Origin of the sequence: Nonomuraea sp. JJY05 (genome assembly GCF_043496855.1) — a bacterium.
Taxonomy (GTDB): Bacteria; Actinomycetota; Actinomycetes; order Streptosporangiales; family Streptosporangiaceae; genus Nonomuraea.
Window position 1 is genome coordinate 1 of record NZ_JBIEIS010000005.1, and the last position, 11,860, is coordinate 11,860.

Genomic DNA, 11,860 nt, shown 5'->3' on the forward strand with positions numbered 1-11,860 from the left:
CGCGCCTGCCCGGAGCCCGGCCGGGCGCGAGGGTCAGGAGGTCTTGCGGGGGCGGTGGCGGGCGACGGCGCGGGCGTGGGCCTCGGTCAGGAGGGGGCGGGCCTGCTCGCCCGGGTTCACGATGGCGATCCAGCCCTGGGTTGCGTACTTGGGGTGGGGGAGGACGCGGTCCTCGGCCGTGTAGTCGACCTCGGAGTCGTCGCCGACGAGCCGCTGGAGCGTGGCGCGCCCGACGGCGATGTTGAGCCGGAACACGCCCGGCCTGTTCAGGTCGGAGAAGGTGTCCCAATCCGGGTAGTCCTTGATGACGATCGTGGCGAACGGCTGCCGGGGATGGGTCGCCAGGCTGCCTTCGGGGTCGTAGAAGAAGAACGTGTCGCCCCAGGCCACCTCGGGGGCCTCGCTGTTCTCCTCGATGGTCTGGGTCACGACTCCGGGGAAACCGGACACGAGCTGAATGATGTCGTTCTCAGTCATGCCTTCAAGTGTTTCATTGCACCACCCTGTGAGACTTTTCATGCTGAGCAGGCCATCGACCGCTTAAAAGTCTCAAACCGCGAGTCTGGTGATCATGTTCGGGGCACACCTTCCCGGGGGGTTCGGCAACGCCGTCGTCCGCGCTGCTGCGCCTCTTCGAGCGGAGCGGGTGGGCGGGCGCGCCCCGGTTCCGGGGCGTCGACGAGCGCGGGCGGGACGCGCGGCGAGCACCGCGCCGGATTCGAGCGGGCGCCGCGCTAGAACGAGGGCGTCGCGGCCTGGGCGGCGGGATGCCCGGGGGAAGGCTCCTCGACCGGGACGTAGTCGTGGCGCATGCCGTGGTCCCCCAGCCACCGACGGAGCCCGGCGACGGCCTCCGGATTGCCCGAAACCTGGGCCGCGTACTCCGACAGCGCCACCTCCTCCCCGTCGTCGAACAGCAGCCGCGCCGGCCCCGACCACGACAGCGTCCACTTGGCCTCGCCGAGCTGGATCAGCACCGCCTCCAGCGCCTGCCCCAGCACCCCGGCGAGCAGGGTCTCCGACGCCTTCCAGCCCTGCTCGCGCAGGACGGCCTCCAGCTCCGCCTGCCGGCCGCGGGCGATCGCCTCGAAGGCGGCGTCCAGGTACGGCCGCGCGGCCCCCATCACCCGCTGGCCGGCCACCGCCAGGTCGTGGAGGGCGTCGGCGTTGCGGCCCGCGTACATGGCGTGTGCCACCAGCTCCTCCCACGACACCGGCCGCAGCCCGGTCAGCGCCTCCGGCGTCCACATGGCCTGCTCCACGGCCTGCACCGCCACGTTCGCGTCGCGCAGCAGCGTCAGGGCCGAGCGGGGGTCGGGGACGTGCGGCGGCTCGGGCAGGTGCTCGATGGCGGCCAGGCGCTCGGCCAGGCTCGGATGGGAGTCGTACGGCGAGACGTCCTGCGGCTCCTCGCCCAGCTTGGCGATCTCGGCCTGCCGGTCGCCGTCGCTCATGAGCGCGTGGAAGCCCCCGAACACCGAGGCGGGCCTGGTGCCGCCCGCGCCGGTGAGCGACAGGTAGTTCTCGACGTAGAGGTCCCAGCCGGTCGCGGTGGTCTGGATCTTGCGCAGCGCCCCCGCCATGGCCTGCCGCCCGCCGATCGCGACCGCGAACTGGTCGGCCTCCAGCTCCTGCTTGCGCGAGACGGCCTGCGAGACCCGCAGGTAGAACTTGGCGTACCAGGTGAACAGGCGCTGCACGAACGGGTGGTTGCGCAGCCCCTGGACGGTGGCGAGGAGCGAGACCCGCCCCCGGTAGACCGGCGCGCCCAGCCGCGTGTGCGCGCCGCTGTAGTGGCCCAGCTCGTGCCCCAGCACCGCGCGCATCTCGTCCACGGTGAGCGTCTGCAGCAGCGGCAGACCGATGAACATCCGCCGTCGCGTCGCCTTCATCCCCAGCCAGCGCGTGTCCTCCGAGACGGCCGCGTTGACCTCCGCCACCAGCCGGATCTCGTCCGGTGGCGCCGTGCGCACGCGCTGGGCGAGCTCCTCGACCGTCTGCCACAGCACGGGCTCGTGCTCGCGTCCGATCGGCACGCCAGGCTGGTCGCCGCCCTGGCGGCGGCTCACCACGAACAGGGCCCGTACGAGCGCGCCCGCGACCAGGGTCAGGACGATCGCGGCCTTGAGGGCGTTGACGTGGAAGTCCACAAGGAGCAGGACGTCGAAGAAGACGGCGGCCACCAGGAAGAGGCCGACCAGAACGTAGAAGCCGGCGAGCAGGATGAAGGCCAGCACTGCTCGGAACGCTGTCGTCATGGGGTGAGGGCTCCCGGGGAAGGGGTTCTCGCGAGGCTTGACCTTAGCGGAGACCGGAAACTGGATAAAATCACCAAAGCAATGCCGTACTACGACGACCACGATCAGGAGCGGTGGGTTCCGGAACCTCCCGGCAATCCCGAACGCTCCGCATTCGAGCGCGATCGCGCCCGCGTGCTGCACAGTGCCGCCCTGCGCAGGCTGGCCGCGAAAACGCAGGTCGTGGGCCCTGCGGAGTCCCTCGGCGGCGGCCAGCACATCCCGCGTACGAGGCTCACGCACTCCCTCGAATGCGGTCAGGTCGGCAGGGAGATGGGCGCCACGCTCGGCGTCGATCCCGACCTGGTGGAGACCGCCTGCCTGGCGCACGACCTGGGGCACCCGCCGTTCGGCCACAACGGGGAGATGGCGCTCAACGCGCTGTCGGCCTCGTGCGGCGGCTTCGAGGGCAACGCGCAGAGCCTGCGCCTGCTCACCAGGCTGGAGGCCAAGGTCCTCACCGAGGACGGCCGCAGCGCCGGGCTCAACCTGACGCGGGCGGCGCTCGACGCTTCCATCAAATATCCCTGGACATGCGAAAAATCCGCAAAATTCGGCGTATATGACGATGATCTACCCGTGTTCCGGTGGATCCGGGATGGTGCGCCGGACGGGCGGGTGAGCTTCGAGGCGCAGATCATGGACTGGGCCGACGACGTCGCCTACTCCGTGCACGACCTCGAGGACGCGCTCCACTCCGGCCACGTCACTCCTGAGGCGCTGCGCTCTCCCGCCGAGCGCACGCTGGTGTGCGAGACCACCCGCACCTGGTACGCCCCCAACGCCGACCTCGGCGAGCTGGAGGAGATCTTCGCCAGGCTGATCACCGACCCGCTCTGGCCGCGCCGCTTCGAGGCCACGCTCGCCGACCTGGCCGGGCTCAAGGCCCTCACGAGCGGCCTCATCGGCCGCTTCTGCCGCTCGGCCCAGACCGCCACCAAGGAGGTGTACGGCTCCCGCCACCGCGCCGACCTCGTCGTGCCCCACGCCACCCGCCTGGAGTGCGCCCTGCTCAAAGGCGTCACCGCCCACTACGTCATGGCCACCAGGGACCACAACGCCAACCAGGCCAGGCAGCGCGAGCTCATCACCGAGCTGGCCTCGATGATCACGCTGGGCGCGCCGGGCACGCTGGAGCCCGCCTTCAGGCCCGCGTACCTGGGCGCCGCCGACGACGCGGCCCGCGTCCGCGTGGTGATCGACCAGATCGCCTCGCTCACCGACACCTCCGCGGTGGCGTGGCACCGCAGGCTCTCCCGCTGACCAAGTTTCCCCATGAGCTGGGACACCCGGCTTTTCCCGTGACCCGCGCGGGCGGATACTGCGCCCATGGCCACATATGTGATCGTCGGAGCCGGACTCGCGGGAGCCAAGGCCGCCGAGACGCTGCGCGAGGAGGGCTTCGACGGCGAGATCGTGCTGATCGGCGCGGAGAACGAACGGCCCTACGAGCGACCGCCCCTGTCCAAGGAGTACCTCCAGGGCAAGGGCGAACGGGAGACGATCTTCGTCCACGGCCCGGAGTGGTACGCGGACAACGCCGTCGATCTGCGGCTCGGCACGCGCGTCACGCGCATCGAGCTCGGCAACCACCTGGTCAGGCTCGGCGACGGGTCGCGCCAGCCGTACGACAAGCTCCTCATCGCCACCGGCGCGACGCCGAGGCGCCTGCCGGGGCCCGCGTACTACCTGCGTACCGTGCACGACAGCGAGGCGCTCAAGGAGCGCCTGGCCGGCGCCGGCAGCGTGCTCATCGTCGGCGCGTCCTGGATCGGGCTGGAGACCGCGGCGGCCGCCCGCGCGGCCGGCTGCGAGGTCACCGTCGTCGAGCCCGAGCCCACCGCGCTCAACCGCTCGCTCGGCAACGAGCTCGGCGACCTGTTCACCCGCCTGCACGTCAGCAAGGGCGTGGACCTGCGCTTCGGCACCGCCGCCGCCGAGATCACCGAGACCGGGGTGCGGCTCAGCTCGGGGGAGCGGCTCGCCGCCGACTTCGTCATCGTCGGCATCGGCGCCGCGCCCGAGGTCGGGCTCGCCCGCGACGCCGGGCTCGACGTCGGCCAGGGCGTCCGCACCGACGCCGCGCTGCGCACCTCGCACCCCGACGTGTTCGCCGCCGGCGACGTGGCCGAGTCCTTCCACCCCCTGTACGGGCGCCGCCTGCGCGTCGAACACTGGGCCAACGCCCTGCACGGCGGCCCCGCCGCCGCCCGGTCGATGCTCGGCCAGGACGTGGTCTACGACCGGATCCCCTACTTCTACACCGACCAGTACGAGCTGGGCATGGAGTTCTCCGGCGACATCGAGGGCTACGACGAGATCGTCTACCGCGGCGAGCCGGAGAGCCTGGAGTTCATCGTGTACTGGCTGCGCGAGGGCCGCGTGATCGCCGGCATGAACGTCAACGTCTGGGACGTCGTGGACGAGATCCAGGAGCTCATCAGGTCACGCGTCATTGTTGACCAAAAGGAGCTACCGACGGGGTGACGGTGACGACGCCGTTGTCGGTGCGTTTCGGCTTCGGGCCCTGGGTCTTGCCGGCCTGCGGGACCTTCTTCGACCCGCACTGCACGGCGCAGCCCGGCGTCTCGCCCAGCTTGCCGCGCAGCGCCAGCGTCTTCTCCCTGGGCGAGTACGTGCGGTTGCCCGTCGCCCAGGCGTCGAGGTAGTCCCACGGCTCGACCATGCCCCTGCGTACCCACCAGAAGGCCGGACCCGTCTTCCACGAGATCGCGAAGTAGAGGTTGGGCCCGGTCTCGCGGGCGTTGCCCGTCCGGCCCACCCGCCCGAGCAGCTGGCCCGCCTTGACCCGGACGCCCGGCTTGACGCCGTCGGCGACCGCGTCGAGGTGGCCGCCGAGGTAACGCACGCCGTCCTCGCCGATGATCGTGACGAACCTGCCCTCGCGGGCTGCCCCCGCGTCGGTGGACGGGCTCCACTTGTCCTGGACGTTCACCTCGTCGACGACGCCGCCGATCGGCGCCACGAACGCGCACCCCTGCGGCGCCCAGATCGTCGTCTTGGGCAGCACGAGGAGTTTGCGCTGGTAGGTCGTCTTGCAGCCCTTGACCGGGAACGTGTACTCGTACTTCGACAGCTTCGGCGGCGGCACCTTCACCGGGTCGTCACCCTTGGGCGGCTGCTCGGCCGCCTGGTGCTCGGGCTGCGGCTCCGCCGACTCGCCGGGTTGCGTGGCGGCCGGCGGGCTCGTGGCCGGCGGGCTGGAGGGCGAGGTCGCGTTGACCCCCGCCAGGCCGGTGGCCTGGGAGCAGGCGCCGGTCAGCAACAGGGCGGCCGTGACGGCCGCCCATCGTCCGAGATGCCCCGTACGCATGATCTCCACCCGTGTCACCGTTTCCACCGACAACCTTTACCTTTGTAGCCGACCGGGAGCCCCCGCAGAGCCGGTTTCCCCCTTTAGCAACCGACAGGTAATGCGCGCCTATCCCGTACCGCACCCCGGAGGGGGCGGAACCGTCGGTGGGGCGGAATAGACTCACCGGCGTGGCTGGCCGGATCCGTGATGTCGACATCGCGCTCGTACGTGAGCGTTCACCCATCGCCGACGTGATCGGCGAACACATCCAGTTGCGCAACGCGGGAGGCGGCAACCTCAAGGGCCTGTGCCCCTTCCACGACGAGAAGAGCCCGTCTTTCAACGTCACCCCCGAGCGCGGGATGTACTTCTGCTTCGGCTGCTCCGAGGGCGGCGACGTGATCACGTTCGTCGAGAAGATCGAGCATCTGTCGTTCGGTGAGGCGGTCGAGCGGCTGGCGCAGCGGGCCGGGATCACGCTTCAGTACGAGCAGGGCGGCTACGTCCCCAGGCGCGACCACGGCGAGCGGGCCCGGCTGATCGAGGCGCACAAGGCGGCGGCGGAGTTCTACGCCGACAAGCTGCTCGTGCCCGACGCGGCGCCCGGGCGGCGGTTCCTGTCGGAGCGGGGCTTCGAGCGGGCCGACGCCGAGCTGTTCGGGGTGGGCTACGCGCCGGCCGAATGGGAGGCGCTGACGCGGCACCTGCTGGGTCGCGGGTTCACCGCCGAGGAGCTCGTCAAGGGCGGGCTGGCCAAGGAGGGCCGGCGGGGGCCCATCGACCGCTTCAGAGGGCGGCTGATCTGGCCTATCAGGGACGCCACGGGCGATGTGATCGGTTTCGGCGCACGGAAGTTGCTCGATTCCGATGATGGTCCGAAATATCTGAATACGCCTGACTCGCCGCTTTACAAGAAGAGCCAGGTGCTTTATGGGATTGATCTCGCCAAACGGGAGATCTCCAAGCGCGCCCAGGCGGTGATCGTCGAAGGCTATACCGATGTGATGGCCTGCCATCTGGCCGGAGTGCCGACGGCGGTGGCCACCTGCGGCACGTCGTTCGGCGAGGAGCACATCAAGATCCTGCGCAGATTCCTGCTCGACCAGGCCGAGTTCCGCGGCGAGGTGATCTTCACCTTCGACGGCGACGCGGCCGGGCAGAAGGCGGCGCTGCGGGCGTTCGCCGACGAGCAGAAGTTCGTCACCCAGACCTACGTCGCGGTGCAGCCCGACGGGCTCGATCCGTGCGACCTGCGGGTCAAGCAGGGCGACGCGGCCGTGCGGGACCTCATCGCGAGCCGCGAGCCGCTCTTCCAGTTCGCGATCAGAAGCACGATCTCCCGCTACGACCTGCGCAGCAACGAAGGCAAGATCGCCGCCCTCGACGCCGCCGCGCCGATCGTGGCCGGGATCAAGGACGTCGGGCTGCGCAAGCGCTACGCCATCGACCTCGACCGGTGGCTGGGGTTCATGGACGAGCGGTTCGTGATGCAGCGCATCGCCGAGGTGGGCGGGGCGCAGCAGGGCCGCCCGCGGCGCGCGCCCCAGGCGGCGCCCGTCGATCCGAGCGTGCGGGTGGAGGGGGAGCTGCTCAAGCTCGCCGTGCAGCGCCCCGCGCTGCTCGGGCCCCGCTTCGACGCGCTCGACCCGCAGGCGTTCACGGCTCCCGACCACGTGACGCTGCACAAGGTCATCGTCGCCGCGGGCGGCGTGGCCGCCGGTTCCTACGGCGGGCGCGAGTGGGTCGACCGGCTGCTGGAGCACGCGCACGAGGAGGGGGCGCGGGGGCTGGTGACCCGCTTCGCGGTGGAGCCCATCCAGGCGGACGCGCACGCCGAGGAACGCTACGCCGGCGCCATGCTGGCGGCCATCGAGGCCATCGCGGTCGACCGGGCCATCGCGCAGGCCAAGTCGCGGATGCAGCGGCTCAATCCGGTGGAGGAGCAGCAGGAGTACAACAAGCTCTTCGGGGAGCTGGTGGCGCTGGAGCAACAGCGCCGCGTCCTCCGCGACCGCGCCGCCGGCAGCTGACCCGCGCCCGGCGGCCCCCTGGTACCTCTACCTCCGCGACGACCGATGGGTGAAGGTCCCCGACGCCGAGGTGAGGGTGAGCCACCTTGCCGTCTGGCGCCGTTCGCGATCACGCCGGCCGCGAGGACCGCGAGCAACCCCCATCCGCTACGCGGCGCCGCTCGAGGGCCGGACGCTCCAGGTCGCGCTCCTCAGCGGCGCCACGCGCACGCTGAAGGCGCTGGGGGAGGGCCACCGGCTAATCGCGGTGAGCGCCGACGGGGCCCCGATGGCCTATTTCAGGGGCGCCCATCGAGGCCGCGTGTTCGACGCCGTCACCGGGAAGAAGATCGGCTCGCTGCCGGCGCCCCCATCGACGGGAATCCGGCCCGCTTCAGCGGCGACGGCGGCGAGCTGCCGGCCCGGAGCGCCTCGACGACTGACCTGGCCGTCACGGATCTGCGCAGGCGCGTGTTCCGCCGCGACCCGCCGTCCCAGATCGTCGGCTTCAACCTGCCCGAGTGGGACGCCGTCGGCCGGACGCGGCGGATCCGGCCGCCGGACGACTACCGAACCCCTGTGAAGCGGGCATATCACGCGGGCGATTGATAACAGTTCGGCCGCGACGACAAGCGGCATACCAGGGCGGTTGACCCGGGAACCTGGCGCGGTCCAATGCGCGACAAAGGGGAGGTACGACGACTTCGGGGCAGCGAAAAAGTTGCGTCCGACCGGGGGGTGTCGCCGGGCGCCGGGAATCCAGACCGCGTAATTGACTTTACTTTCCTGATCAAACTCCGGCTAAACCTTTAAGTGATCTCAATTCGGTAAGGACGTTCGCCTTACCTTCGGTGACAAAAATGGGTCTGCCATTTGATGGAACCAATACTGCAGACTGTCTCCCGTGGGTGCATCGGTGCTGCCAAGCAGTCCGCCATCGGTAGATCAGGTGGCGGACCTCGTCGCGAAGGGAAGAGAGCGCGGGAGCGTAACCGTCGATGACGTCGCAGCCGCGCTTGACCGATCCGAGTTGCCGTCCGACGCGCTGGAACGCGTCGTGCGCATGCTCGCCGAGAACGGCGTGGAGGTCCTCGAGCCCCAGGGCGACGAGGAGTCCACCCGCGCCGATGAGGAAGACGTTGGCAAGCGGGCGCCGACCAGCGATCTGGTCCGTATTTATCTACGGGAGATCGGCCGTGTGCCTTTGCTGACCGCAGAGGAGGAGGTGGAGCTCGCCAAGTCGATCGAAGCCGGCCTGTTCGCCGAGGACAAGCTGGGCAGCGGAGTGTCGCGCCTGGCCTTCCCGGAGTTCAGGGAGCTCGTCTGGCAGGGCACCCGGGCCAAGCAGCGGCTCATCGAGGCCAACCTCAGGCTCGTGGTGTCGATCGCCAAGCGGTACGTGGGCCGCGGCATGCTCTTCCTGGACCTGATCCAGGAGGGCAACCTCGGGCTCATCCGGGCGGTCGAGAAGTTCGACTATACGAAGGGCTACAAGTTCTCCACCTACGCCACCTGGTGGATCAGGCAGGCGATCACCAGGGCCATCGCCGACCAGGCGCGGACGATCCGCATCCCCGTGCACATGGTGGAGACCATCAACAAGCTCGTGCGAGTGCAGCGCCAGCTCCACCAGGACCTCGGCCGCGAGCCGATTCCCGAGGAGATCGCCAAGGAGATGGACCTCCCTGTCGATCGCGTGGTGGAGATCCAGCGCATCGCCCAGGAGCCCGTGTCCCTGCAGTCGCCGATCGGTGAGGAGGACTCCGACCTCGGCGACTTCATCGAGGACGCCGACGCTGTCGTGCCCATGGAGGCCGCGGCCTTCATCATGCTGCAGGACCAGCTCGACGACATCCTGGCCACGCTGTCCGACCGCGAGCAGCGCATCATCCAGCTCCGCTTCGGCCTGGCCGACGGCCATCCGCGCACGCTGGAGGAGGTGGGCAGGGAGTTCGGGGTCACGCGTGAGCGCATCCGGCAGATCGAGTCGAAGACCCTGGCCAAGCTCCGCCACCCGACGCGGGCGCAGATGCTGAGGGACTATCTGGACTGATCCGGAGGGATCCCAAGGGAAGGGGCCCGGGCTTCGTCGCCCGGGCCCCTCCCACGCCCGCAGCCGTCAGGAGCAGCCCTCGAACTGCGGCACCGCGACCGTCGACAGGTCCAGCCCCGACTTGCCGAACCACCGGTGCAGCAGCCGCCCGGCCGTCCCGTCCTGGTACATGTCGGTGATCGCCCGGTTGACCGCCTCGCACCCGGCCACGTCGTTCCTGCGCATGCCCACCCCGGTGCGCTGCTCGTTGAACTGCGCGTTGGCCAGCTTCAGCCCCGTCCCGTCCTGGTTGGCCAGCCCCGCCAGGATGACGTCGTTGGTGGTGACCGCGTCGACCTGCCCGCTCTTCAGCGCCGTCAGGCACGCCTTGTAGTCGTCGAACGGCACCAGCTCCGCCGGCACCTCGCGCTCCTGCACGACCCGCTGGGCCGCGTTCGAGCCCTTGACCGCGCAGATCTTGCGGCCCTTGAGCTCGCGCACGTTCTTGATCGTCTCGTCGGGCCGCTGCAGGATGTCCTGGTAGGAGACGTGGTACGGCCCCGCGAACAGCACGTCCTTCTTGCGCTCCTGGTCGATCGAGAACGTGGCCAGCACCAGGTCGGCCTTGCCGTCCGTGAGCACCTTCTGCCGGTCGGCGGCCAGCACGGGGATGTAGGAGGCCTGCTTGTGCAGCTTGCGCGCGATGTAGGCGGCCACGTCCACGTCGAAGCCCTCGAACCCGCCGCCGGGGCGGCGGAACCCGACCGACGGCAGGTCGGGCCGTACCGCGATGACGATCTGGTCCTTGTCCAGGACCGATTCCTGCCCGTCCGTCCCGCAGCCCGCGACGACCGTCGCGAACAGGGCCAGCACCGCTGCCAACGCCCGCTTCACCGGTACTCCTTGAGTCGTGGCCACACTCCTGCGATCACCAGCAGGCCGATCGCGCCGATGGCGAACGGCAGCAGCCGCCACAGGTTGTCCAGCGAGCCTTCGCCGGTCTGGATCGCCCGCGTGAACACGGCCTGGTGCCCGGCCGACAGCGACACCAGCGCGCGGTCGTAGGCGTCGAACGCCTGGGTCACCGGCCCGAGCCGCTCGGCGACCGCCTCGTTGGTCCTGCCGCTCGCCACCAGCTCGCGGAACTTCCCGTCGGCGGCCTGGAAGCTCCGGTACGCCTCCATCGCCAGGTCGCCCTGCTTGCCGACGAGCTCGGGCCCCAGCAGGCCGAGGACGTCGCCGCCCTTGGCGACCTGGTCGTGGTAGGTCCGCAGGTTGCCCGCCTTGAGGTAGACGACCGACATCGCCTTGTCCAGGAACGTGTGCTCGTAGGTGTCGGCCCACTCCTTGTCGAGCAGGTAGCGGCTCTGGTCGCCCTGCATGCTGTTGCTGATCGAGCGCGCCTTGGCCAGGGTCAGCACCGAGTCGAACCCGGCCGACTTCGCCGTGCGCAGCGCGTTCTCGTCCTGCGAGAGCACGTTCATCCCGAAGATCACCGCGACCAGGGTCGTCACGGTGGCGACCAGCAGCGCGGGGCCGAACACCCGGCGGAAGCGCCGGGCGAGGAAGACCTGCAGCCAGAGCAGGCAGCCCAGCGCGAGCAGCCCGGCCAGCACCACGGCGACCCGCAGGAGGGGCACCATGACGGCCTTCTCGTCGTAGGTGGCGCGCACGATCGTGCCGCTCTCCAGGGTCAGGTTGTACGCCTGGGGCAGCAGCTGGACCCGCATCAGCTTGGTGGCCTCGCGGTAGGTGAGCACCACGTCCTGGGGCGGCGGCCCCGGCGCGTGCTTGGACCGCTCGTCCAGCAGCAGCGCCTGGCCGGTCAGCCGTTCGTAGCGGCCCAGCCGGTCGAGCACCGAGTGGACCGTCTCCTGCTCCGCCTTGGTGTCGGCCAGCGACAGGGCCTGCATCAGCGCCTCGTTGGCCCTGGAGCGCGCCGCCTCGTAGCGGTCGAGCGCCTGCGCGCGCTGCGGCGCGTACTGGTCGCCCATCACCAGCACGTTGGCCACCTGCGCGTCCATGTCGCTCAGCGCCAGGTAGAGATCGGCGGTGGCGACCACCTGCGGGCCCGCGTCGCGCCCGATGACCTGCAGGCCCTCGCGGGCGGTCATGCTGCCGACCGCGAGCGCCCCGAAGAGCAGCGCCAGCGAGGCGACGGTGATGCCGGTGATGACCCGGATCCTGCCGGGCACGCTCCGGCGCG

The 11,860-nt window shown here is 70.3% G+C and carries 10 protein-coding genes; 5 read left to right on the top strand and 5 right to left on the bottom strand.

The window, feature by feature from the left end; all coding sequences use genetic code 11:
• Window positions 1-33 precede the first annotated feature (33 nt).
• Window positions 34-477, bottom strand: a complete 444-nt coding sequence (locus tag ACFKCF_RS07855) for a DUF6194 family protein (RefSeq protein ID WP_394492175.1) — start codon at window positions 475-477, stop codon at window positions 34-36.
• Window positions 478-734: 257 nt separating this feature from the next.
• The gene (locus tag ACFKCF_RS07860) at window positions 735-2,258 is read right to left on the bottom strand and encodes a M48 family metalloprotease (protein ID WP_394492177.1); all 1,524 of its coding nucleotides are present in this window, start codon (window positions 2,256-2,258) and stop codon (window positions 735-737) included.
• 81 nt (window positions 2,259-2,339) lie between these two features.
• Between ACFKCF_RS07860 and ACFKCF_RS07865 the strand changes: the two genes are divergently transcribed.
• Both ACFKCF_RS07865 and ACFKCF_RS07870 read left to right on the top strand, forming a co-directional pair.
• A complete protein-coding gene (locus ACFKCF_RS07865; RefSeq protein ID WP_394492179.1) occupies window positions 2,340-3,560 on the top strand; it encodes a deoxyguanosinetriphosphate triphosphohydrolase in 1,221 nt (406 codons plus the stop codon).
• Window positions 3,561-3,626: 66 nt separating this feature from the next.
• The gene (locus tag ACFKCF_RS07870) at window positions 3,627-4,784 is read left to right on the top strand and encodes an NAD(P)/FAD-dependent oxidoreductase (RefSeq protein ID WP_394492181.1); all 1,158 of its coding nucleotides are present in this window, start codon (window positions 3,627-3,629) and stop codon (window positions 4,782-4,784) included.
• Here the strand turns inward: ACFKCF_RS07870 and ACFKCF_RS07875 are convergent.
• Entirely contained in the window at window positions 4,750-5,658 is a 909-nt protein-coding gene (locus tag ACFKCF_RS07875; protein WP_394492183.1) for a M23 family metallopeptidase, read from the bottom strand. The genes ACFKCF_RS07870 and ACFKCF_RS07875 overlap by 35 nt on opposite strands.
• A gap of 143 nt (window positions 5,659-5,801) precedes the next feature.
• Between ACFKCF_RS07875 and dnaG the strand changes: the two genes are divergently transcribed.
• From dnaG to rpoD, 3 genes are all read left to right on the top strand, one after another.
• On the top strand, window positions 5,802-7,643 hold the full coding sequence (dnaG, locus tag ACFKCF_RS07880; RefSeq protein WP_394492185.1) for a DNA primase: 1,842 nt from the start codon (window positions 5,802-5,804) through the stop codon (window positions 7,641-7,643).
• 450 nt (window positions 7,644-8,093) lie between these two features.
• On the top strand, window positions 8,094-8,231 hold the full coding sequence (locus ACFKCF_RS07885) for a hypothetical protein (RefSeq protein WP_394492187.1): 138 nt from the start codon (window positions 8,094-8,096) through the stop codon (window positions 8,229-8,231).
• 340 nt (window positions 8,232-8,571) lie between these two features.
• A complete protein-coding gene (rpoD, locus tag ACFKCF_RS07890) occupies window positions 8,572-9,675 on the top strand; it encodes an RNA polymerase sigma factor RpoD (protein ID WP_364748160.1) in 1,104 nt (367 codons plus the stop codon).
• A 66-nt stretch (window positions 9,676-9,741) separates the two neighbouring features.
• Here rpoD and ACFKCF_RS07895 read toward each other — a convergent pair whose 3' ends face one another.
• Together ACFKCF_RS07895 and ACFKCF_RS07900 are read right to left on the bottom strand one after the other, a co-directional pair.
• The gene (locus ACFKCF_RS07895; RefSeq protein ID WP_394492189.1) at window positions 9,742-10,548 is read right to left on the bottom strand and encodes a transporter substrate-binding domain-containing protein; all 807 of its coding nucleotides are present in this window, start codon (window positions 10,546-10,548) and stop codon (window positions 9,742-9,744) included.
• Window positions 10,545-11,860: hypothetical protein (locus tag ACFKCF_RS07900; protein ID WP_394492191.1), on the bottom strand; the 1,316-nt coding region annotated here is incomplete at its 5' end. The genes ACFKCF_RS07900 and ACFKCF_RS07895, both read right to left, overlap by 4 nt.

Coding starts and splice junctions, on each gene's coding strand:
- ACFKCF_RS07855 (WP_394492175.1), bottom strand. CDS start 477: ATGACTGAGAACGACATCATTCAGCTCGTGTCCGGTTTCCCCGGAGTC.
- ACFKCF_RS07860 (WP_394492177.1), bottom strand. CDS start 2,258: ATGACGACAGCGTTCCGAGCAGTGCTGGCCTTCATCCTGCTCGCCGGC.
- ACFKCF_RS07865 (WP_394492179.1), top strand. CDS start 2,340: ATGCCGTACTACGACGACCACGATCAGGAGCGGTGGGTTCCGGAACCT.
- ACFKCF_RS07870 (WP_394492181.1), top strand. CDS start 3,627: ATGGCCACATATGTGATCGTCGGAGCCGGACTCGCGGGAGCCAAGGCC.